This window comes from Deefgea piscis (genome assembly GCF_019665785.1).
In the GTDB taxonomy this organism is placed as follows: Bacteria; Pseudomonadota; Gammaproteobacteria; order Burkholderiales; family Chitinibacteraceae; genus Deefgea.
Genome location: NZ_CP081149.1, coordinates 1,800,367 through 1,823,605, shown reverse-complemented (window position 1 = coordinate 1,823,605; position 23,239 = coordinate 1,800,367). Strand labels below are relative to the sequence as shown.

The following is a 23,239-nucleotide window of genomic DNA, read 5'->3' as shown; positions in this document are numbered from 1 at the left end:
AATTTAATAGCCGCCAAATGATACATATTATTTACAAAAACTTTCTCGATAATACTAACAATTCAATCTAGAACAGAATTTTATATTCATTTTTTTGTTCGAGCGTAACAGACACGCTACGTTTTTTAGGGATTTTAGCCAAATCCCAAGCAGAAAACGCCCAAAGCCATAAACTTTTTAAATCGCTTCTTTGTAATTCGACAGGAGGCTGCTGACCCAAAACATCAAGACATTGCCATAACTGCCAAACTTCTTTCCCTTTTTGCAAGGCTGGTGCTTTATTTTGCTTACTTAGTTTCTCGCCACCCAAATCAGCAAGCACCGGAATATGTGCATATTTTACAGAGGGTAAATTAAGTCCTTGCTGCAATGCAATTTGTCGAGGGCTTGAATCCAACAAGTCTGCCCCCCGCACCACATGCGTCACCCCTGAAGCAGCGTCATCAACCACTACGGCCAGCTGATAAGCCCAGCATCCATCGGCACGGAGCAAAACAAAATCACCAACATCTCTTGCTAGATTTTGGGTTTGCCATCCTTGAATTTCATCCAAGAATAAATAATCTCTATCTTCCGTTCGCATACGCCAAGAATGCGCGCCCCTTTTTTTTGTAACGCCAAGCCGACACGTGCCTGGATAAACAATACCATCTACACCGCTTCGAGCATGAAGCGCAATTTCTCTCCTAGAACAAAAGCAAGGGTATACCCCCCCATCCTTTATTAAATCAGAGAGCGCGGCACTATACATAGCATATTGAGTAGATTGATATAATACAGGCCCATCCCACTCAAATCCGAATCGTAGCAATGTATTGACAATCGAATCAGCAGCAGCAACCTCAATTCGCCCTCGATCCACATCCTCTATTCGCAACAACCATCGCCCAGAATGAGCCCTCGCCTCCAAGTAACTGGCAGTAGCTGCCAACAAAGAACCCATATGCAAGTGCCCTGTAGGACTGGGCGCAAAACGCCCAACATATGGGGTAACAACAACGTCTGAATGATCACTTTGACTAAAACCCATGATTAACCAGTTAAGACCACAGTCTGCTAAAATAGTGACATTTTTACAGTCGACACAAAAAAGGACAAGCGATGACTTACGTTGTGACCGATGCCTGCGTGAAATGCAAATACACAGACTGCGTTGATGTTTGCCCAGTAGATTGCTTTCGTGAAGGCCCAAACTTTCTCGTCATTGATCCTGACGAATGCATCGATTGCACACTGTGCGTAGCAGAATGCCCAGTCGAAGCCATTTACGCAGAAGACGACGTACCCGCAGAGATGCACGACTTCATCGCACTCAATGCAGAACTGGCAAAAGTATGGCCAACAATAGTTGAGAAAAAAGAACCGCTCGACGACCATGCAACATGGGCTGCCATCAGTGGAAAAATCGACGAAATCGAACGTTGATACAAATTAGATCCATATAAACCTTGCCTAAATCCAAAAAAAAGGCTAAATTCATTGGTTCTACAACCTTGCCTAACCGTGGTCGCTAGCGGTAGGCTGTAACCCGTAAGGAGACTTCATGCGACATTATGAAATCGTATTTATCATACACCCTGATCAAAGCGAACAAGTTCCAGCAATGATCGAGCGTTACAAAGCCCTGATTACTGCAGGTGCAGGCTCAATTCACCGCTTGGAAGACTGGGGCCGTCGTCAATTGGCTTACCCAATCCAAAAGATTCACAAAGCTCATTATGTAATGATGAACATCGAGTGCAGCCAAGCAACTTTGGATGAAATCGAACACGCATTCAAATTCAATGATGCAGTTTTACGTCACTTGACACTAAAAACTGATGTTGCTGCAACCGAAGCTTCGCCAATGATGAAAGAAGAAAAATCTAAATCATTGTCACAAGCTGCTGGTGAAGGCCTAGCCGCTTAATTCGGCTAAATTGAACTTACGAAACCGAGTACTAATCGAAGGTTTTTTGGTTAGCGATTCAAATTTACACAACACACCAGCAGGTATTCCTGTGATTGAAGGGCGGATACTCCACCAATCATCACAAATGCAGCTTGGCAGTGCTCGCAAAGTTGAATGTGAAATTCCTTTTTTAGCTCTGGGCGAGATAGCGCAAGCAATTGCCAATCTAGCTCCAGAACAAAAGCTAAAATGCAAAGGATTTCTCGCAGCAAAAAACCAACGTTTTCGTCATGCTCTGGTTTTGCATATTGATGCATTTGAACTTTTGAATTGAGGAAATCTCATGTCTCGCAATCTTTTCAAGCGGAAGAAATTCTGCCGCTTCTCTGCCGAAGGCATTTTGCACGTTGATTACAAAGACGTTGCCTTGCTTAAAGACTTTATCTCTGAAAACGGCAAGATTATTCCTGCACGTATCACTGGTACTAAAGCTAAATACCAACGTCAATTGTCGACTGCCATCAAATTGGCTCGCTTTTTGGCTTTGTTGCCGTACACTGACCAACACTAATCGAGCAAGGAGAACTTAACATGCAAATTATCCTACTCGAAAAAGTAGCAAACCTAGGTACATTAGGCGACGTAGTTAAAGTGAAAGATGGTTACGCACGTAACTTCTTGATCCCACAAGGCAAAGCAAAACGCGCAAATGCAGCTAACTTAGCTGAATTTGAAGCTCGCCGTGCTGAGTTGGAAGTTAAACAAGCAGAAATCTTGGCTCAAGCACAAGCTCGTGCTGCTCAACTAGAAGGCTCAACCTTCACTATCGGCCAAAAAGCCGGTGTTGATGGACGCTTGTTTGGTTCAGTAACGACTCAAGATATCGCCGATGCAATCACTGCAACTGGTATCGAAATCAAGAAATTTGAAGTGCGTTTGCCAGAAGGCCCATTCAAGGCCATCGGCGAATACGAAGTGGCATTAGCATTGCACCACGACGTTGTAAGCACAATTAAATTAGTTGTTGTTGGTGAAGCTGCTTAATTAGCCTCAACAAGATGACACTAAAAAAGCCATGGGTGACCATGGCTTTTTTTATTTTGCTAAAGCCTTCAACACCCTAGAAACGGCAACCAAACCAAAAGTCGCAGTCACCGTCATTACCGCACCAAATCCGCCCTCGCAATCCAAACGAACACCCTCACCAGGCTGAGGCTTAATTGCACATACCGTGCCGTCGGCCTGTGGATATACCAATTGTTCTGTCGAATACACGCACTCAATTCCGAATTTTTTCCCCTGCTTCGGAAACTGATAATCACGACGCAACAAACTACGCACCTTAGATGCCAGCGGGTCTTGTAATGTCCGACTTAAATCATCTACTGTAATTTGTGTCGGATCAATTTGACCACCCGCCCCACCAACAGTAATCAGCTTTAGTTTATTACGCCGACACCACGCAATCAAAGCCGCCTTGGTTTTAACGCTATCAATACAGTCGATAACAAAATCAAACTTCCCTGCCAAATACTCAGCGAAATTTTCTGTAGAAATAAAATCCTCAATTTGAATAACTTCCATTTCAGGATTGATTGCCAACATCCGCTCCGCAACAACGGCAACCTTCATCCGACCAAACTCCCCCGTCAAAGCTGGCAGCTGCCGATTGGTATTAGAAATACAAATATCATCCAAATCAATCAAAGTCACCCGTCCAACACCAGAGCGCGCCAAAGCTTCTGCGGCCCAAGAACCAACACCACCAACACCAATTACGCAAACCCGAGCAGAATGAAACTTCACCAAACTATCAGCACCATACAAACGTGCAATACCAGCAAATCGCCGAAGATATAATTCCGACATAGCCATAAATACATTCCCTCAAAACAACGCAGCCCCACACGGGGCTGCGTTTAAACGTTAATGATTATTTACTCTAAACCACTTTTTACGATGAAGATTTACACCCCAACATTGTCATGCCTTAGGTGCCGGTTTACGCCGAACAGTAGTTTTTTTAATCACTTCATCTTTAGTCACTTCATCTGCTGCAGGAGCCATCGCATCAGGAGGGGCTGTTGGCTGCAAATCATCCACATCTGCACGTTGCGGGCCACCCGGCATACCAAAGCCTGTAAAAAGATTTTTTGCACGATCTTGTAGTTGCTGTTGCATATCAACAAACATCGTAGTGCTACTTTCCAAATAGTTACCCATCATGTTTTGTATCGCAGGGCCTTGGAACTTCATGAATTCGCCCCACAAATTATGATTACTAAACAATGGATTATCGGCCAACGTCGTAGATTTTGCCTGATCTTGCAATCGCACCTGCATTTCAGCAAATAGTTGCATGTTTTTTTCTAGATAATTCCCCATCAATCCCTGCATTGCATGACCATAAAAACGAATGATTTGCGTCAGAACATCATAAGAAAACATAGGCATACCACCAGCTTCTTCTTCCAAAATAATTTGAAGCAAAACACTGCGTGTTAAATCTTCACTGGTCTTCGCATCAACTATGGAAATATCCGTCCCATCTAGCACCAGCTGCTTTACATCTGCTAGCGTGATATAGCTACTAGTATGGGTATCGTATAAACGACGATTTGGATACTTCTTAATGACACGCTTTTCGACACTCATTGACTCAATCCTCGAAAAATTGAACTACTCACCATACCATTAGAGAATAGCCCTGTGCAGAGACTGGCGCAACATGATGCACTGCACAAAATTATATTGACAACAATAAAAAGCTCTTCCAAAATGAATGCGTATTGTGCACTGCAGCAATTGCCAGCTTGCGTCTGGTTTAGCCCCTTACCATTCAGGAGAATTTAGCATGACAACAGCACAGCAACAACTAAACGACTTTGCAACCGAACAACTGGAAACAGTATTACGTTTCGCGCGCATCTCAATTGATACCGCCGATCGTCTTGTTCAATTACAAATTGAAACCGCGAAAAATACGCTAGAAGAAAGTGCTCGTAATGTAAAACAATTTAGCACATTTAAAGATGCACAAACCGCATTTTCTAACCAACAAAAACTGTCTGAAGCTGCGATTGAACAATCTCTAGCCTACGGCAAAAATTTATATGAAATCGCCTCTCAAGCCCAAACTGAATTCAGCAAACTGATTGATGAGCGCAGTGTATTTTTTAACAAGAATGTTGTATCTGGCTTAGACCGTTTTGTTAAATCAGCACCTGCAGGGGCTGATGTTGCTGTAGCTGCCGTGAAATCAACTGTACAAGCTACTGCTGCCGCAGTAGACAGCATGACCAAAGCCGCCAAACAAGTTGCTGACTTCGCCGATGCTTCTGTAAAAGCAGCATCTACAGCCACTGCAGACGCGGTAAAAACTGCAAGCAAAAAAACCAACAGTGCCGGCTCTACTGCCCAATAAACCAGTCATATACAATACAAACAAACGGGCACTTAAAAGTGCCCGTTTTTTATTTATTGAAGCGCCTTAGGCGCATCATGATTACTCTGGCGTTGATTCAGTCACAACTTCTACCACTGCAGGAGCAGCAACGGCAGCCTCATCATTCAAAACCGCCTTGATTGACAAGCGAATACGACCTTTTTCGTCTTGCTCAATCACCTTAACACGAACAATTTCACCTTCTTTTAGGTAATCGCCCACGTTATTGATACGCTCATTTGCAATTTGGCTGATGTGCACCAAACCATCTTTACCAGGCATGATTGAAACAATAGCACCTACGTTTTTGTCCAAAATCTTCACCACAGGACCTTCGTAGATACGACCAATTTCAACTTCAGCAGTAATTTCTTCGATACGACGACGCGCTTCAGCAGCACCTTCCGCCGAAACAGAAGCAATCGTAATAGTGCCATCTTCAGTAATGTCGATTTGCGTGCCAGTTTCTTCGGTCAAAGCGCGAATAACCGAACCACCCTTACCAATCACATCACGGATTTTTTCTGGATTGATTTTCATAGTGTAAAGACGTGGCGCATGCTCGCTCACCTCTTCACGAGCGCCATCAAGAGCACCTTTCATGATGCCGATGATGTGAACACGACCTTCTTTGGCTTGGTCAAGCGCAACGCGCATGATCTCTTTGGTGATGCCGGTGATTTTGATGTCCATTTGCAGCGCAGTGATACCGTTTTCAGTACCTGCAACTTTAAAGTCCATATCACCAAGATGGTCTTCATCACCCAAGATGTCTGACAACACGGCGAAAGCATTACCTTCTTTAATCAACCCCATTGCGATACCCGCAACGTGGTTTTTCATCGGTACACCGGCATCCATCAATGCCAAGCAACCACCGCAAACAGAAGCCATTGAAGACGAACCGTTTGATTCAGTGATTTCAGACACAACGCGCATTGAGTACGCGAAGTCTTCTTTGTTTGGCAACATTGCAATCAAAGCACGTTTAGCTAAACGACCATGACCAATTTCGCGACGCTTTGGTACACCTACACGGCCAGTTTCACCTGTTGAATACGGCGGGAAGTTGTAATGCAACATAAAGCTATCAGTGTAGCCACCATGCAACGCATCAATTTTTTGCTCATCGAGCTTAGTACCCAAAGTTGCCGCAGCAATAGCTTGAGTTTCACCACGAGTAAACAATACCGAACCATGTGCACGTGGCAATACACCAGTGCGGATCGAGATTGGACGCACGGTACGCGTATCACGACCATCAATACGCGGCTCACCAGCCAAGATTTGGCCACGAACGATCTCGCCTTCTAAGCCCTTAAAGATACCTTTGATTTCATTGGCAGCCAAGGTGCCAGTTTCTTCAGTAATCAAAGCATCTTTAACCAAAGCCCAAGTTTCATTGATTTTTTGTGTGCGAGCTTGTTTTTGACGTAGTTTAAAGCCTTGTGCCAAGCCTTCTGCAGCAATACTGCGAACCTGTGCAATCAATTCTTCATTGGCAACAGGTGCAGTCCAGTCAAACAATTCTGGGTTAACTTCATCCGCCAATTCATTGATCGCGTTAATAGCCACTTGCATTTGCTCGTGACCAAATACCACCGCGCCCAACATCACACTTTCTGATAATTCATTAGCTTCAGACTCAACCATCAATACCGCTTGGCTCGTACCAGCAACCACCAAGTCCATTTGGCTATCTTTCATTTCAGACATCGCTGGACACAATACATATTCGCCATTGATATAACCCACGCGCGCAGCGCCAATTGGGCCATCAAAAGGCACACCAGATAAAGTCAATGCAGCAGAAGCACCGATCATTGCTGGGATATCAGAATCAACTTCAGGATTAATCGACATCACCGTTGCAATAATTTGGATGTCGTTAAAGAAACCTTCAGGGAACAACGGACGAATCGGACGATCGATCAAACGACTCGTCAACACTTCTTTTTCAGATGGCTTGCCTTCACGCTTAAAGAAGCCACCTGGGATTTTACCTGCAGCGTAAGTACGCTCTTGGTAATCAACAGTCAACGGGAAAAAATCTTGGCCCGGCTTAACCGAGCGGGCAGCAACGACAGTCACTAATACAGATGTACCATCTACATCCACCATCACGGCGCCAGTAGCTTGGCGAGCAATTTCACCAGTTTCGATAGTGACGGTATTTTTGCCGAAAGCAAAAGATTTAGTAAATTTATTGAACACTCGTTGTCCTTTTCACAATGTTTGCCAACGATCTTGGCGAGAGAAACTTCCGCTGCGATGGGATCGACGGCTATTTCTAGCCTGCACATCGCCGACTCCGGCACAACCTAACTCTACTCTGCCGCCGGAATCGCTATTGGGCAGAATAAAGCTTTAAAACTTAAAGAGCATAAAGAAAAAAGTCGCAATCGATTGACTGCGACTTTTGTCGTTAGGTCTTACTTACGTAGACCCAATGCAGCGATCAAGCTGCGATAGCTATCATTGTTCGTGCGTTTGAGATAATCCAACAAACGACGACGACGAGAAACCATAGCCAAAAGACCACGACGTGAGTGATGATCTTTCTTGTGTGTTTTAAAATGTTCAGTCAAATCATTGATACGAGCAGTCAACAAAGCAACTTGAACTTCAGAAGAACCAGTATCGCCTTCCGCGTGTTGGAATTTTTTTACTAATTCAGCTTTTTGAGCAACAGAAACAGACATTCAACTTCTCCAAAAAATCACCTAACGATGATTAGACAAGCATAGATTGAGTCTTACAACCCATTCCAGCTCCATTAACTTCCTAGCCCACATGGGTAGAAAGCAGTCGTTTGGGTCGCAGTACGCCATCAGCGCCCACTTCACCCAAACCAATAAACACAGGATTATCCGACTTTTCGCTAAGTCCGTAAAGCCTTAACTCGCCCTGCGGCGGATTGACCAAGTCCAAAATAGGCATTCCATTGCGCATGAGTGCAGTTTGTGACAAATTTAGCTGCACACTTGGCAACTCAATAATAAGTTGCTCAGCAGGTAGCAACTTAGCCTCGCGAAGTGACATTTCCATCGCAATGTATCCATCCAGGGTGATTGCATCTTCTAGCTTAAAGCCACCCGTCAAAGTTCGACGCAATCCAGACAAATAAGCACCACAACCCAAAGCATTACCGATATCTTCGGCCAACACGCGGATATACGTTCCTTTTGAACACAATACATCGACAACTAATACTGGCGCGTCATATGAAACAACGTTGATTTCATAAATCGTAATGGGACGAGATTTTCGCTCCAACACAACCCCTTCACGGGCATATTCATACAGCGCCTTACCAGCAACCTTTAGCGCCGAATACATCGGTGGGGTTTGTTCAATTGGTCCGGTAAACTGGGCCAAAATCGGCATAATTACCGCCAGATCAGTTGGTGCTTCACCAGTCTCGCTAATTTCACCTTCGCCATCTAACGTTGTAGACATTTGCCCAAATCGGATCGTAGCTCGATAACCCTTATCGGCATCAAGCATGCGCTGAGCAAATTTTGTTGCCTCACCAAAACAGAGCGGCAACAAACCCGTAGCAAAAGGATCTAACACACCGGTATGGCCGCCCTTTTCTGCTTGCAATAACCAGCGGCATTTAAGCAAAGCGCCATTACTCGAAAATCCAAACGGCTTGTCTAACAATAAAACACCATCAATTTTACGCTTGGCCATCTTCTTCTGGCGCTTTCGGCAATGCATTAGCCTGATCAATTTTTTGCGTTAAATTCATGCCGTACTCAATGGATTCATCATATTCAAAATGCAACTCTGGCATTTTATATAAAGAAAATCCACGAGCGATTTGCGCACGCAAAAAGCCTTTTGTACCTTCAAGCAAACGAGCAATTTCTGGACGATGGCTCACGTCACCCAAAAAAGTATAAAACACCTTGGCATGCGAATAATCACGTGAGACTTCAACATCAGTCACAGTGATAAGCGAAGCCAGCGGATGATCCAACTCGGCACGAATCACCGTCGCCAAATCGCGTTGAATTTGCTGAGCGACACGGTCAGCACGAGTAAATTGTTTATTAGCCATAGTCTCTGTGAGGAGGACGGTGCGAGGAGTGAGGTGAATAACCTCTCAACACCTAGTTAATTTAAAGCAAAAAAGCGCAAGCACCACCTTGGGCTTGCGCTATTGCGTCGGAGTGAGAACACCTCACACCTCACTCCGAACACCTTATATCATCACAGCGAACGAGCAACCTCGACCACTTCAAAGACTTCCAACTGGTCGCCCAATTGAATATCGTTAAAGTTTTTCAACTGCAAGCCACATTCAAAACCAGCTTTCACTTCTTTAGCTTCATCTTTAAAGCGTTTGAGATTTTCCAGCTCGCCTTGATGGATAACCAAGTTATTACGCAAGACACGAACACCTGCCGAACGTTTAACAACACCTTCCATCACCAAGCAACCTGCAATCGTACCCACTTTAGATACAGCAAAGACCTGACGAATTTCAACCAGACCAATGATCGACTCACGACGCTCTGGTGCCAGCATGCCCGACAAGGCCGCCTTCACATCATCTACCGCATCATAAATAATGTTGTAGTAACGCAAATCAACGCCTTCAGCCTCAGCCAATTTACGAGCAGCTGCATCAGCACGGGTATTAAAGCCAATAATGACCGCTTTAGAAGCCAGAGCCAAATTCACATCCGACTCAGAGATACCACCTACAGCACTGTGCAAGATTTGTACACGCACTTCGCTGGTAGATAGTTTCTGCAAGCTTTGTGACAAGGCTTCAGAAGAACCCTGTACGTCAGCTTTAATAATGATTGGCAAGTTTTGAACATTGCCTTCCGCCATTTGCGCAAACATGTTCTCAAGCTTAGATGCTTGTTGACGAGCAAATTTCACATCACGGTATTTGCCTTGACGGAACATCGCAATTTCACGTGCTTTTTTCTCATCAGCCAACACCATGGCGTCAACACCAGCAGAAGGCACTTCTGACAAACCAAGAATCTCAACAGGCATTGATGGGCCCGCCTCAGTAATCGGTTTACCGTTTTCATCCAGCATCGCACGAATACGGCCATACACTTGCCCCGCTAAGACGGTATCGCCCTTGCGTAAAGTACCAGACTGAACCAGCATTGAAGCAACCGGACCACGACCTTTATCTAGGCGAGCCTCGATAATAATCCCTTTAGCAGGACCATCAACTGGCGCAGTCAACTCAAGCACCTCAGCTTGCAACAGAATTGCATCAAGCAACTCATCAATCCCTAAGCCTTTTTTCGCTGACACATGGATAAATTGAGTATCACCACCCCAATCTTCCGGCACGACTTCTTGCGCCACCATTTCTTGGCGAATACGCTCGAAATTAGCTTCTGGCTTATCAATCTTATTCACAGCAACAACAATAGGCACACCGGCAGCTTTCGCGTGGTGAATAGCCTCAATCGTTTGCGGCATCACGCCGTCATCGGCAGCAACAACCAACACCACGATATCCGTCAATTGCGCACCACGGGCACGCATTGAAGTAAATGCCTCGTGACCTGGGGTATCGAGGAAGGTAATCATACCCTTACCCGTTTCAACGTGATACGCACCAATGTGCTGAGTAATACCACCCGCTTCGCCCGAAGCGACTTTTGCGCGACGAATATAATCGAGCAAAGAAGTTTTACCATGGTCAACGTGACCCATCACTGTCACAACTGGCGCGCGCGGCGTTGATGCATGATCAGTTTTCGCTTCTTCATCCAAATAGATATCTGGATCATCCAATTTCGCAGCAACTGGTGTATGGCCCATTTCTTCAACAATAATCATTGCTGTTTCTTGGTCCAGCACCTGATTGATGGTAACCATCATGCCCATCTTCATCAACGCTTTAACCACTTCAACGCCCTTAACGGCCATTTTGTGCGCTAAATCGGCAACTGAAATCGTTTCTGGCACATCCACTTCACGCGCTACAGGCTCAGTCGGTGCCACAAATGCATGTGCATTATCCACTTGCTGCTGCGCATGGTTTTTCTTGCCACCTTTTTTAGACTTCCAATCATTACCCGTATCACCGCCACGAGTCTTGATGCCTTTCTTCTGACGACCATCGTTCCAGCCGCCTTTTTCATCTTTCTTCGGTGCCGCGCCAGCAGGTTTTTTATCTGCTGGTTTAGCCGCCGCAGCCGCTGCAGGAGCAGCTTTTTCTGGTGCATGAATCGGCGTTTCTTTCGGACGGCGGAAATCGACACGCGCACCAACACGTGGCGCTTCGTGGCCCGGTTTGATGTGCGGTTTAACTGCAGGCTTAGCCGCTTCAGGCGCTTTAGCTGGCGCTTTTTCTGCAGGTTTAGTTTGCTGTACCTGTGGTTTAACCGCAGGTGCAGGTGCAGGTGCAGGTGCAGGTGCAGCAACAGGTGTCGGCGCTACCACAACCTCAGCGACTGGGGTAGCAGGAGCCACCATTTCAGCAGGCTTTTGATTGCGATTTTGCTTAGCTTGCATTTCGGCAGCTTGGCGAGCGTACAACTCATTTTGACGGCTCGCTTCCGCTTCACGACGTTGGCGCTGAGCCTCATCAATCACCGATACTGGCGCAGCAACTGGCGCAGCCGCTTTAGGCGCTACGGGTGTTGGCGCTGGCGCAGCAACTGGAGCAGGTGCAGCAGGTGCAGCAACTGGTGCTGGCGCTTCAGGCGCTGCAGATGTCTCAACAACGCGCTTTTTACGCACTTCAACTTGAATCGTTTTTGACTTGCCAGTCGCATCAGTTTTACGAATCTCAGTCGTTTCTTTACGCGCCAATGTTACTTTAGGCTTGTCACCACCTTGACCATGTTTTTGTTTCAAATGACCGAGCAAGAGCTGCTTATCATCCGAACTTAATACGTCATCGGCATTGTTTTTGTTCACGCCAGCCGCTTTCAATTGTTCGATAAGCTCTTGCGTTGGCATTTTTAATTCGGCAGCAAACTGGCTGACTTTGGGTTCACTCATTGATTACTCTCCCGCGCCTTAGGCGAACAAATGTTCGCGCGCTTTCATGATCAGTTGTTTAGCGGTTTCTGCGTCGATACCAGTCATTTCGGTTAATTCATCGACCGCCAAATCTGCTAGATCGTCACGGGTATGTATGTCGTTCTCGGCCAATACAGTAGCCAATTCCGAGGTCATACCCTCCAGCGTCTTCAGGTCTTCGGACTGATGCTCTAGCTTTTCTTCACGCGCAATAGCTTGAGTTAACAAGGCATCACGAGCACGAGAGCGCAGTTCGTTTACGGTTTCTTCATCAAACGCTTCGATTTCCAGCATTTCATTCAGTGGCACATAAGCCACCTCTTCCAATGTATTGAAGCCTTCTTGTACCAAGACATCAGCTACATCTTCATCAATATCCAGCGCCTGAATAAACAAAGCGCGAATCTTAGTGAATTCTTCTTCGTGTTTTTGCTCTGCTTCATCAACGGTCATGATATTGAGTTTCCAACCTGTCAACTCAGCCGCTAATTTCACATTTTGGCCACCACGACCAATGGCCATCGCCAAATTATCTTCATCAACGACAACATCCATACTGTGGGTGTCTTCGTCCAAAATAATTGAGCTCACTTCAGCCGGTGACAAGGCATTAATCGCAAACTGAGCAGCATCGGCCGACCATAAAACGATATCAACACGCTCACCTGCTAATTCATTACTCACTGCATTAACCCGTGTACCACGCACACCGATGCAAGTGCCTTGTGGATCAACGCGTTGATCGTTAGATTTAACGGCAATTTTAGCGCGCATCCCAGGATCACGTGCCACGCCTTTTAACTCGATCAAATTATTTTCAATTTCTGGCACTTCAAGTTCAAACAATTTTGCCATAAATTCTGGCGCAATCCGCGACAAGACCAATTGCGGACCACGGCCATTGCGATCAATACGCAATAGAAACGCTTTAACGCGATCACCGACGCGCAAGTTTTCTTTTGGAATCATCTGATCGCGCGGCAAAATAGCTTCAAGCTTACCGAGCTCAAGAATGGCATTGCCACGCTCAATCCGCTTGATGCTACCTGAAACAATATGCTCACGACGCTGCAAGAAATCATTCAAATTTTGTTCGCGTTCAGCATCACGGATTTTTTGTAAAATCACTTGCTTGGCCGCTTGTGCACCAATACGACCGAACTCAATCGGCTCTAACTCGACTTCCCATACATCACCCACCGACAAATCGGCGCTGTAATCTGGGGCGTCAGTAATCGCGATTTGACGCGATGGTTCTTCGTGGTCGTTATCTTCAACCACGTCCCATACGCGAAAGCTACGATACGCACCGGTGTGACGGTCAATTGAAACGCGAATCTCAACTTCTTCTTCGTAACGTTTTTTGGTTGCAGAAGCGAGCGCCAACTCAAGCGCACCAAACACAACTTCTTTTTCCACGTTTTTTTCGTGCGCAAGTGCTTCAACCAGCACTAGAATTTCACGATTCATAAATTAGTCCTCCGGCATAGAACAAAAGCCAAATTAACAGTATTTGCCAAATGGGTGGCGCAATTTAAAACTGCGGTTCGATCCGAACGCGATCAATCGACGCCAAAGGTAATTTCAACACTTCGCCCGTCACATCAACCACAACATGATCATCCACCAAACCTAATAACTTGCCGATAAGATTTCGGCGACGATCAGGCAAGGGCAACCGTAGTTTCACCTTGACCATCTCACCGGCAAATCGCTCAAAATCCGCCGGTTTTTTTATGAGGCGATCCAATCCCGGTGAAGACACCTCGAGGCGCTCATGGGGGATATTTTCAACCATAAATAAACGCAACAAGTGATTACTCACCGCCACGCAGTCATCAATAGTTACGCCACCGTCTTTGTCGATAAAAATGCGCAACAAACCCTTTTCGCCCATTTCAAAATCGACTAATTCGTACCCTAAACCCGGCAAGGTATTGTCCAACACAGATTGCAGATTGGCCGCCATACTCTTCTTCTCAAAGCTACAAACAAAAAATGGGCTGCAATTCCTGCGCGCCCATTTGAAAGCACTCCCGTCGTTTTTTACGGGATTTTCCTGATTCTAACAGAAAAGATAAGCTGGCGAAATACTCCTCACACAAAGATGCACTTGTCTCACCGGTGCCTTTGCCCATAAAGTAAGGCCACAACGGAGACAAATAATGACAAAGCCTTGGTTAGCCAGCTATCAAGCAGGTGTTCCACACAGTGTAAATCTGAATGAATTTGCGTCAATTCCAGAAGTAATGCAGCAAAGTGTGCTGAAATACCGCGATCGACCTGCCTTTATCAACATGGGAAAATCACTCACCTACGGCGAGTTAGACCAACTTTCAATTCAGTTTGCAACGTATCTACAACAAACATTAAAACTACCATTTGGCGCTCGCATTGCCGTCATGATGCCCAATTTGCTGCAATATCCAGTCGCAATTTTTGGCATTTTACGTGCGGGCTATGTCGTAGTGAACGTTAATCCGCTCTACACTCCGCGCGAATTACAACACCAACTCAATGATTCCGGCGCAGAAGCCATTTTAATTTTGGCCAATTTTGCCCACACGCTCGAAAAAATCATCAGCAGCACGGCCATCAAAACCACCATCGTCACCGAGATCGGCGATTTATTAGGATTTCCCAAAGGCCTACTCGTCAACAGCGTTGTCCGCTACGTAAAGAAAATGGTGCCAAGCTATACCCTTCCCGGGCATACCACGCTCAATAAGGTCTTAAAACAAGGCCTGAGCAATACCCTACAAACCGTGCCATTGAGTCATGATGACATCGCCTTTTTGCAATACACCGGCGGCACCACGGGCGTTGCTAAAGGCGCCATGCTCACGCACGGCAACATTGCTGCCAATATGCAGCAAGCGCACGCATGGATTAGCCCCGTGGTCACCGAAGGGCAAGAAATGATCGTCACTGCACTGCCGCTCTATCACATCTTCTCACTGACGGCCAATTGCATGGTATTTAGTAAAATTGGCGCAACCAATTTACTCATCACCAACCCACGCGACATTCCTGACTTCATCAAAACACTAGGAAAATACCCAGTCACCTGCATTACTGGCGTCAATACCTTATTTAACGCCCTACTCAACAACCCAGAATTTGCCAAGCTCAACTTTAGCAACTGGAAACTCGCCCTCGGTGGTGGCATGGCGGTACAACATGCCGTAGCGGATAAATGGCAAAAAACCACCAAAGTCCCTTTAGTTGAGGCCTACGGCCTAACTGAAACCTCACCAGCCGCCATGATGAACCCCATGAACACACTGGAATTCAATGGCATGATTGGCCTACCCATCCCAATGACTGACGCCGTCATCCGTGACGATGCGGGCATGGAAGTACCTGTCGGCGAACGAGGCGAACTCTATATTCGCGGACCTCAAGTCATGAAAGGCTACTGGCAACGACCTGAAGACACCGCCGATATTTTAGGTGCCGATGGCTTTTTGGCGACAGGCGATATTGCCGTCATGAAACCGAGTGGCTTTTTCCAAATCGTCGACCGTAAAAAAGACATGATTTTAGTTTCGGGCTTTAATGTTTACCCGAACGAGATTGAAGACGTTGTTGCCAACCATCCTGGTGTACTTGAAGTAGCCTGCATCGGCGTTGCGGATGAAAAAACTGGTGAAGCCATCAAACTGGTGATTGTCAAAAAAGACCCTAATTTGACACCAGAAGAAATCATTGAGTTTTGCCGTGGACAGCTGACTAATTACAAAGTGCCGCGAATAATTGCATTTAGCGATAGCTTACCCAAATCAAATGTGGGTAAAATTTTGCGTCGCGAATTGCGTAATTAATCAACCAAGGATCTCAAGATGAATTTATTGCCGTTTTTTAAGCTAATGGCTGAACGTAGTGCATCCGATCTGTTTTTAGCTGCCGATTCGGCAATTGTGATTAAAATTCAAGGCACCTGCCACCCGGTTAACAATCAAATTCTCAGCGCAGAACATGTTAAGCAACTCGCCTATCAACTGATGGGCGAAGCTCGTATCGCCACTTTTGAGCGCGAATTAGAAATGAATTTTGCCTATCCCGTGGCGGGGATTGGCAATTTTCGGGTCAATGTTTTCAAAAGCCGTGGCACCGTCGCGCTTGTTGCACGCTTTATTAAGCCCAAAGCAGACACGCTCGAAGAGTTATTTATGCCCGAGGTGCTTAAATCACTCATCATGGAAAAGCGCGGCATTATTTTAGTGGTCGGTGCCACTGGATCTGGCAAATCGTCCACCGTTTCGGCCATGCTTGAATACCGCAATGAACATCACAGCGGGCACATCCTCACCATGGAAGACCCGATCGAATTTATCTATAGCCATAAAAAATCACTCGTTAATCAACGCGAGGTGGGCACCGACACGCATAGTTATGACGATGCACTACGCAACGCAATGCGCGAAGCACCGAATGTATTGATGATTGGCGAAATTCGCGATCAAGCTACGATGACTTACGCCATGCAATACGCCCAAGCTGGCCACTTATGCATCTCCACTTTGCACGCCAACAATAGCTACCACTCATTAAGCCGAATTGTTAACTTCTACCCGCAAGAAGCACGTGAATCGTTGCTGTATGACCTATCCACTTCATTGCGAGCAATTATTTCGCAACGCTTAGTGCGCTGCAAAGACAGCGGCAAGCTCAAACCCGCCGTCGAAGTGATGCTCAACACCAATCGAATTGCCGAGCTCATTAAAAATGGCGAACTCTCTGAGATCAAAGAAGCGATGGAGCAATCCCTATCCGAAGGTTCGCAAACCTTCGAGCAATCGCTCTATCGCATGTATCGCAACAATGAAATCGAGTTAGACGAAGCGCTACGCAACGCTGACTCAGCCAGCAATCTCTCATGGATGGTCAATAACGCGCAATCAGTACAAGAACAAGAAGCCAGCAAAAGAACCACCGGCAACCAAGCCGACGAGCCAGACGTGAGCTTTGATATTTCATTGCACTAAGCGCACCACCTCAACAACTAGGCCGCTGCGGCGGCCTTTTTCTATGGAAAAAATCATGAAACTCTACGGAATCCCTAACTGCGACACCGTAAAAAAAGCGCGTGTTTGGCTAACTGAACATAACTTTGACTACGAATGGCATGACTTTAAAAAAAACGTTTTAAGCCCTGCCCTCATTGAATATTGGGTTGCCAATTGTGGCTGGGAAGTCTTAGTCAATCGCCAAGGCACCACTTGGCGAAAACTCGACGAAGCCAGCAAAGCGAGCGTGATTGACGCCGCCAGCGCCACCGCCTTGATGCTAGCCAGCCCATCCGTCATCAAGCGACCGGTACTCGATTACAACGGAAAAATCATCGTTGGCTTTAAACCTGAAACCTATAGCAGCTTACTTTTATAAAGGTATATAATCAAAAGCCGCAATCAATATGATATAGATTCATATACCCATACAACTACTTGGTTTCTACCTCAATTTTATTGAGTTGCTCCCCCGCTTGTTGCTCAACCATACTGGCTACAGCGTGCGTTTTCTGCAAAGCCTCACGCTGTGGCTCAGCAATCGTCACGCTTGGCGCGGGCCGACTCGGCCCACAAGCCACCAACAAAAGCACGCCACACCATAAGATGATATTTTTCATTTTTACACCCAAATGAAACCGTCAATGCATTCATTATCCACGCAGAAAATCATCCGCATCGACTTTTATAGGCCCTTTCAGCGCGAGCCCAGCGCCACATAGCAAAACGGGTCCTCCATAGAGAACCCGTTTTAAATTTGGCATTGGCAAAGCAAGCCTTAAAAGCAAAAACCTTTACCGCATCAGGCTTACTTCAAATGACCGCGAATCAGCGATAACATTTGGCCAAATACGCGTGGTGTACCGCAAAGTACGTCACCAGAAACCAAGAATTTTTCTTCGCCGTTGAGATCGGTCACCAAACCACCTGCCTCTTGTACCAACAAAGTACCCGCAGCGATATCAACCAACTTCAAGTCAAACTCAAAGAAGCCATCAAAACGACCACAAGCCACATAAGCCAAATCCAAGGCAGCAGCGCCCGGACGACGTACGCCAGCGGCTTTTTGCGCCATATCGCGGAAAATATTCAGGTAGTTTTCTAAATTATTGAACTTGGTATACGGAAAGCCTGTCCCAACCAATGCGTCTGACAATTCACGCACTTTAGAAACACGGATACGACGATCATTCAAAAATGCACCAACGCCACGAGTCGCAGTAAACAAATCGTTGCGGTTTGGATCGTAAACAACAGCTTGTGTGATCACGCCTTTATGCTCAAGCGCGATAGAAATGGCGTATTGTGGGAAGCCATGCAAGAAATTTGTAGTACCATCAAGTGGATCGATAATCCAAACGTATTCAGAGTTACCGCGGCTACCCGACTCCTCTGCTAGAATCGCGTGATTTGGGTACGCCTCTAAAATAGTGTCGATAATGGCTTGTTCTGCTGCACGATCAACCTCAGAAACAAAATCATTATGACCTTTTTTTTCTGGGGTAATTAAGTCTAAATTATTCGACGCACGTTGAATAACGGTGGCGGCGCGACGCGCAGCGCGCACCGCAGTGTTCAGCATTGGATGCATGACTTCTCACTATTAAAAAAGATCAGATATATTAAGGACGCATTCTACCCGTCTCACGCAAAAGTATAAACCCGATTATGAATAAAGAATCAAATCAAATGAATGAAACCGCTTGCTTATCCAACATTCGTGTTGTTTTATCACACACGAGCCACCCCGGAAATATTGGCTCAACGGCCCGCGCCATGAAAACCATGGGCTTAACCCAACTCTATTTAATTAACCCCAAAGAGTTCCCATCTGAAGTGGCCGACGCCCTTGCCTCAAGTGCACGCGACATTTTGGCTAACGCTAAAGTAGTCTCTTCGATGACCGAAGCGCTAGAAGGCACAACTTTACAAGTGGCAATGACCGCCCGCCGTCGAGAACTATCGCAACCGCTACAAACTCCGCGCCAAATCACGCCTGAATTAGTCCAAGCAGCCAGAACCGGCGCTTCAGTAGCCCTGGTCTTTGGCGCAGAAACCAGCGGCTTAACCATTGCAGAACTTGAGCAATGCAATCGCCGCGTAACCATTCCAACTAATCCCGATTATTCCAGCTTGAATCTATCGCAGGCGGTGCAAATCTTGGCGTACGAATTGCGCACAGCCTGTTTTGATGAAGGCTACGACGACATTCGTTACCTAGAAGAAAATCGAGAACGCGCCCCACACCAAGCAGTTGAGCTGTTTTTTGAGCATTTCGAAGAAGTATTACTCACGATTGGCTTTTTGAAACCCAATGCGCCAAAACGCTTAATGCCGCGTTTACGCCGCTTATTTGTGCGAGCCCAAATGGAGCGCGAAGAACTCGACATTATGCGCGGCATTTTGCGCGCCGCGAGTGAATTTAAAACTGGAAAAAAAGACTAAGCCAATCCGGACAAATAAAAAAACACGACACCATCATCCAATATGGGTCGTGTTTTTTATAAACTAAGCCATCAAAACCAACTACGTATTGCTCTGCAAGCCTTATTCAGCGGCTTTTTCACCGCCATACTCTTCAAAAGCGATTAAAGCTTCGGCCCCCGTCATCACGCTAGGGCCACCGCCCATATAAATCGCCACTTGCAGCATTTCCATAAATTCCGCACGCGTCACCCCGAGCTTGACGCAAGCTTGAGCATGAAAGCCCAAACAGCCTTGACAACGCGCCGCAATGGCAATACTCATCGCCATTAATTCTTTGTGCTTTTTACTTAAAGCACCCTCAGTATGTGTCGCCTTTGCGGTCTGCATAAAGCCTTGCTGAGTTTCGGGAATCTCTTTGGCAAACTGGCGCAATTTACCACTGATGCTTTGCACTAAATCACGGTAATTTTCTGTCATCTCTACATCCTTTTATAATACAAATTTATATAATAATATTATGTATTATATCCCAGACAAAAGCAAACAGGCCTCCGAAGAGGCCTGCTTAAATACGATTTAGCTCAAATCAAGTTCTTGGCAACGTCACACCAACTTGCCCTTGATACTTACCTTGACGATCACCATAGCTGGTTTCGCAAACATCATCCGCATCCGCTTCAAAGAACAGCACTTGCGCTACACCTTCATTCGCGTAAATCTTGGCAGGCAACGGCGTGGTGTTTGAGAATTCTAAAGTCACATAGCCTTCCCACTCCGGCTCAAACGGCGTCACATTCACAATAATGCCGCAACGCGCATAGGTGGATTTACCCAAACAAATAGTCAGTGCATTGCGCGGAATACGGAAATATTCCACGGTCCGCGCCAGCGCAAATGAGTTTGGCGGAATAATGCAATAGCCCTTGCCTGACACATCGACAAAACTACCTTCATCAAAATTCTTTGGATCAACAATCGTCGAATTGATATTGGTAAACACTTTAAACTCATCCGCACAGCGAATATCGTAGCCATAGCTTGAAGTGCCGTACGATACAATACGTTCACCGTTCACTTCTTTGACCTGACCCGGAACAAACGGCTCAATCATGCCGTGTTCTTGTGCCATTTTGCGTATCCATTTATCCGACTTAATGCTCATAGTGTGTACTCATTGTAATTGGTGCAGGTTTGTCACAGCGCTGTCATTGAGATGTGACCATCATTGACCATATTGTAACGGTATTAAGGGGCGTCGCTAAGGGCTTCTGCTCAACAATGCGACTTAATTGCGCTCCTTCGGCATTTTTTGTATTTTACACTCGCAAACCTTGCTCTAACACCTCAGATTGCCGACAATAAAGTAAGCATCATTCATCAACCCTGCGGAGTAATTCATGAGTTTAACCCCTTGCCCAACCCTCGCACTTTCGGGCACTGGCAATGTTGTATTTGATACTGCAAATCTAAGCAATCAGCGCTTCGTATTGTATTTCTACCCCAAAGATAGCACTCCCGGCTGCACCACCGAAACCAGCGATTTTCGAGATCTATACCCACAATTTTTAGCTGCCAATTGCGCTATTTTTGGTCTAAGTCGTGACAGCCTAAAAAGCCACGAAAACTTCAAAGCTAAATTAGCCCTGCCTTTTGAGCTCATTTCTGACCCCGATGAAATCGCTTGCGAGGCATTTGGCGTGATGAAACTCAAAAACATGTATGGCAAGCAAGTGCGTGGCATCGAACGCAGCACGTTTGTGATTCAAAACGGCATCATTATTCAAGAATGGCGTGGCGTTAAAGTTCCCAATCATGCCGCGCAAGTTTTGGCTTTTGTGCAAAGCTTGCCCAACCCGTAATACCAGCAGCGGCCATATGGCCGCTTTTTTTCAACCTACTTCGCAAGACCAAACTCTCTTCAACACTTATCCTAAAAATCAGTTTCACACGATCAGGAGTGCATCATGGCCGCCCGTAAACGTAAAGCCCCCAGTGACCGCAAGCTCTTTGTACTGGATACCAATGTGTTGATGCATGACCCTACCTCGATTTTCCGTTTTCAAGAGCACGATGTGTTTGTTCCGATGATGACGCTTGAAGAGCTAGACTCCAACAAGAAAGGCTTAACCGAAGTCGCCCGAAACGCTAGGCAAGCCAGTCGCTTTATGGAAGAACTCGTCGCCGGTATGGAGCACAATTTGCACGACGGTGTTTCATTGTCAGCCACCAGCAAAGAACAAGCCACGGGCCGCTTATTTTTACAAACCGAAGCCATTACCAGCGTTTTGCCAGCTCAATTGCCTATGGGCAAAGCCGACAATCAAATATTAGGCGTCGTGCACCATCTGCAGCAGATGTACCCCAATCGACAAGTCATCTTGGTGTCCAAAGACATCAATATGCGCATCAAAGCCCGTACCTTAGGTCTGGCAACTGAAGACTACTTTAACGACAAAGTACTCGAAGACACCGACCTACTTTACAACGGCATGCGCGAAATAGATCAGCCGTTTTGGGAACGAAACAGCAAAGATTTACAAAGCTGGCAAGAAGGCAATCGCAGCTACTGGAAAATCAAAGGCCCTGATGTTGTCGACCTGTATGTCAATCAGCTGCTATTTCAATCTGGCGAAACGCCGATGCAGGCGCGAGTAATTAGCATCGAGGGCAAAACCGCCGTACTCGAAAGCCTAAAAGATTATGGACACAGCAAAAACGCCATCTGGGGGATTGCCGCCCGTAACCGTGAACAAAATTTCGCTCTGAACCTGCTGATGAACCCCGATATTGATTTTATATCTTTACTCGGACAGGCCGGCACGGGGAAAACCTTACTCACGCTGGCAGCGGGCTTGGCGCAAACCCTTGAATCCAAAATCTACACCGAAATCATCATGACCCGCGTAACAGTCCCGGTCGGTGAAGACATTGGATTTTTACCTGGCACCGAAGAAGAAAAAATGATGCCGTGGATGGGGGCGCTTGAAGACAATCTTGACGTACTCAACCAAACTGACGCCGAAGCGGGCGACTGGGGGCGCGCAGCAACCCGCGATTTAATTCGTTCGCGCATCAAAGTGAAATCACTTAACTTTATGCGTGGCCGTACATTCCTTAAAAAATTCCTCATCATCGACGAGGCACAAAATCTAACTTCAAAACAAATGAAGACCCTGATCACGCGCGCAGGCCCCGGCACCAAAGTGATTTGCCTGGGCAATATTAGTCAAATCGATACACCTTATCTCACCGAAGGCTCGTCAGGCTTAACTTTTGTCGTTGATCGCTTTAAAGGCTGGGGGCATTCAGGGCACATTACCTTAACCCGAGGCGAACGCTCACGCTTGGCCGACTATGCCGCCGAGATGCTCTGATTAGATTGGTTTTACCCGCAATAAAAAGCCCCATCGCAATTTGCGATGGGGCTTTTTATTAAGCGACAAATGATTA

At 46.2% G+C, this 23,239-nt stretch carries 26 protein-coding genes; 12 read left to right on the top strand and 14 right to left on the bottom strand.

Translation table 11 applies throughout. The annotated features are described in order from the left end of the window. Positions 1-67 precede the first annotated feature (67 nt). Positions 68-1,030, bottom strand: a complete 963-nt coding sequence (gene gluQRS, locus K4H25_RS08475; RefSeq protein ID WP_221020126.1) for a tRNA glutamyl-Q(34) synthetase GluQRS — start codon at positions 1,028-1,030, stop codon at positions 68-70. 71 nt (positions 1,031-1,101) lie between these two features. Between gluQRS and fdxA the strand changes: the two genes are divergently transcribed. The 5 genes from fdxA (at position 1,102) to rplI (ending at position 2,935) form a co-directional block, all read left to right on the top strand. After that, positions 1,102-1,425 (top strand): ferredoxin FdxA, encoded by a 324-nt coding sequence (fdxA, locus tag K4H25_RS08470; protein ID WP_221020125.1) that lies wholly within the window; start codon positions 1,102-1,104, stop codon positions 1,423-1,425. 118 nt (positions 1,426-1,543) lie between these two features. After that, entirely contained in the window at positions 1,544-1,909 is a 366-nt protein-coding gene (gene rpsF, locus K4H25_RS08465) for a 30S ribosomal protein S6 (RefSeq protein ID WP_221020124.1), read from the top strand. A 10-nt stretch (positions 1,910-1,919) separates the two neighbouring features. After that, on the top strand, positions 1,920-2,225 hold the full coding sequence (gene priB / locus K4H25_RS08460; RefSeq protein ID WP_255587438.1) for a primosomal replication protein N: 306 nt from the start codon (positions 1,920-1,922) through the stop codon (positions 2,223-2,225). Positions 2,226-2,234: 9 nt separating this feature from the next. Then, the gene (rpsR, locus tag K4H25_RS08455; RefSeq protein WP_027467578.1) at positions 2,235-2,462 is read left to right on the top strand and encodes a 30S ribosomal protein S18; all 228 of its coding nucleotides are present in this window, start codon (positions 2,235-2,237) and stop codon (positions 2,460-2,462) included. 20 nt (positions 2,463-2,482) lie between these two features. Beyond that, positions 2,483-2,935: a 50S ribosomal protein L9 gene (rplI, locus tag K4H25_RS08450; RefSeq protein ID WP_221020122.1), complete on the top strand. Its 453-nt coding sequence runs from the start codon at positions 2,483-2,485 to the stop codon at positions 2,933-2,935. 51 nt (positions 2,936-2,986) lie between these two features. Here the strand turns inward: rplI and tcdA are convergent, their stop codons facing one another. Together tcdA and phaR are read right to left on the bottom strand one after the other, a co-directional pair. Further along, entirely contained in the window at positions 2,987-3,766 is a 780-nt protein-coding gene (gene tcdA / locus K4H25_RS08445; protein ID WP_221020121.1) for a tRNA cyclic N6-threonylcarbamoyladenosine(37) synthase TcdA, read from the bottom strand. Between the two features lie 108 nt (positions 3,767-3,874). Then, complete coding sequence (gene phaR, locus K4H25_RS08440; protein WP_221020120.1) at positions 3,875-4,546, bottom strand: polyhydroxyalkanoate synthesis repressor PhaR; 672 nt, start codon at positions 4,544-4,546, stop codon at positions 3,875-3,877. Positions 4,547-4,745: 199 nt separating this feature from the next. On the opposite strand from phaR, the gene K4H25_RS08435 reads away from it, so the two are divergent. Then, positions 4,746-5,315, top strand: a complete 570-nt coding sequence (locus K4H25_RS08435; protein WP_173533897.1) for a phasin family protein — start codon at positions 4,746-4,748, stop codon at positions 5,313-5,315. Between the two features lie 81 nt (positions 5,316-5,396). Here the strand turns inward: K4H25_RS08435 and pnp are convergent, their stop codons facing one another. The 7 genes from pnp to rimP form a co-directional block, all read right to left on the bottom strand. Continuing rightward, on the bottom strand, positions 5,397-7,550 hold the full coding sequence (gene pnp / locus K4H25_RS08430; RefSeq protein WP_221020119.1) for a polyribonucleotide nucleotidyltransferase: 2,154 nt from the start codon (positions 7,548-7,550) through the stop codon (positions 5,397-5,399). Between the two features lie 218 nt (positions 7,551-7,768). After that, on the bottom strand, positions 7,769-8,038 hold the full coding sequence (rpsO, locus tag K4H25_RS08425) for a 30S ribosomal protein S15 (protein WP_173533895.1): 270 nt from the start codon (positions 8,036-8,038) through the stop codon (positions 7,769-7,771). Positions 8,039-8,120: 82 nt separating this feature from the next. Continuing rightward, entirely contained in the window at positions 8,121-9,032 is a 912-nt protein-coding gene (gene truB, locus K4H25_RS08420; RefSeq protein WP_221020118.1) for a tRNA pseudouridine(55) synthase TruB, read from the bottom strand. Beyond that, positions 9,019-9,402 (bottom strand): 30S ribosome-binding factor RbfA, encoded by a 384-nt coding sequence (gene rbfA / locus K4H25_RS08415; RefSeq protein ID WP_173533893.1) that lies wholly within the window; start codon positions 9,400-9,402, stop codon positions 9,019-9,021. Before rbfA ends, truB begins: the two co-directional genes overlap by 14 nt. Positions 9,403-9,554: 152 nt before the next feature. Next, positions 9,555-12,332 (bottom strand): translation initiation factor IF-2, encoded by a 2,778-nt coding sequence (gene infB / locus K4H25_RS08410; protein ID WP_221020117.1) that lies wholly within the window; start codon positions 12,330-12,332, stop codon positions 9,555-9,557. Positions 12,333-12,350: 18 nt separating this feature from the next. After that, positions 12,351-13,823: a transcription termination factor NusA gene (gene nusA / locus K4H25_RS08405; protein WP_221020116.1), complete on the bottom strand. Its 1,473-nt coding sequence runs from the start codon at positions 13,821-13,823 to the stop codon at positions 12,351-12,353. A 64-nt stretch (positions 13,824-13,887) separates the two neighbouring features. After that, entirely contained in the window at positions 13,888-14,322 is a 435-nt protein-coding gene (gene rimP / locus K4H25_RS08400; RefSeq protein ID WP_221020115.1) for a ribosome maturation factor RimP, read from the bottom strand. Between the two features lie 196 nt (positions 14,323-14,518). Between rimP and K4H25_RS08395 the strand changes: the two genes are divergently transcribed. The 3 genes from K4H25_RS08395 to K4H25_RS08385 are packed head-to-tail and all read left to right on the top strand — an operon-like array spanning position 14,519 to position 17,741. Beyond that, the gene (locus K4H25_RS08395; protein WP_221020114.1) at positions 14,519-16,177 is read left to right on the top strand and encodes an AMP-binding protein; all 1,659 of its coding nucleotides are present in this window, start codon (positions 14,519-14,521) and stop codon (positions 16,175-16,177) included. A gap of 18 nt (positions 16,178-16,195) precedes the next feature. Then, the gene (locus K4H25_RS08390; protein ID WP_221020113.1) at positions 16,196-17,341 is read left to right on the top strand and encodes a PilT/PilU family type 4a pilus ATPase; all 1,146 of its coding nucleotides are present in this window, start codon (positions 16,196-16,198) and stop codon (positions 17,339-17,341) included. A gap of 52 nt (positions 17,342-17,393) precedes the next feature. Next, on the top strand, positions 17,394-17,741 hold the full coding sequence (locus K4H25_RS08385; protein WP_221022901.1) for an ArsC family reductase: 348 nt from the start codon (positions 17,394-17,396) through the stop codon (positions 17,739-17,741). Positions 17,742-17,796: 55 nt separating this feature from the next. Here K4H25_RS08385 and K4H25_RS08380 read toward each other — a convergent pair whose 3' ends face one another. After that, positions 17,797-17,982 (bottom strand): hypothetical protein, encoded by a 186-nt coding sequence (locus K4H25_RS08380; protein ID WP_221020112.1) that lies wholly within the window; start codon positions 17,980-17,982, stop codon positions 17,797-17,799. A gap of 188 nt (positions 17,983-18,170) precedes the next feature. Then, positions 18,171-18,953: an inositol monophosphatase family protein gene (locus K4H25_RS08375; protein ID WP_173533886.1), complete on the bottom strand. Its 783-nt coding sequence runs from the start codon at positions 18,951-18,953 to the stop codon at positions 18,171-18,173. A 77-nt stretch (positions 18,954-19,030) separates the two neighbouring features. On the opposite strand from K4H25_RS08375, the gene K4H25_RS08370 reads away from it, so the two are divergent. Then, positions 19,031-19,807 (top strand): RNA methyltransferase, encoded by a 777-nt coding sequence (locus K4H25_RS08370; RefSeq protein WP_255587437.1) that lies wholly within the window; start codon positions 19,031-19,033, stop codon positions 19,805-19,807. Positions 19,808-19,909: 102 nt separating this feature from the next. On the opposite strand, the gene K4H25_RS08365 is transcribed toward K4H25_RS08370, so the two are convergent. Both K4H25_RS08365 and dcd read right to left on the bottom strand, forming a co-directional pair. After that, on the bottom strand, positions 19,910-20,266 hold the full coding sequence (locus tag K4H25_RS08365) for a carboxymuconolactone decarboxylase family protein (protein WP_173533885.1): 357 nt from the start codon (positions 20,264-20,266) through the stop codon (positions 19,910-19,912). 109 nt (positions 20,267-20,375) lie between these two features. After that, positions 20,376-20,951: a dCTP deaminase gene (dcd, locus tag K4H25_RS08360; protein ID WP_173533884.1), complete on the bottom strand. Its 576-nt coding sequence runs from the start codon at positions 20,949-20,951 to the stop codon at positions 20,376-20,378. A gap of 235 nt (positions 20,952-21,186) precedes the next feature. Between dcd and K4H25_RS08355 the strand changes: the two genes are divergently transcribed. Beyond that, positions 21,187-21,648, top strand: a complete 462-nt coding sequence (locus tag K4H25_RS08355; protein WP_221020111.1) for a peroxiredoxin — start codon at positions 21,187-21,189, stop codon at positions 21,646-21,648. 105 nt (positions 21,649-21,753) lie between these two features. Beyond that, entirely contained in the window at positions 21,754-23,163 is a 1,410-nt protein-coding gene (locus K4H25_RS08350) for a PhoH family protein (RefSeq protein ID WP_221020110.1), read from the top strand. Positions 23,164-23,239 lie beyond the last annotated feature (76 nt).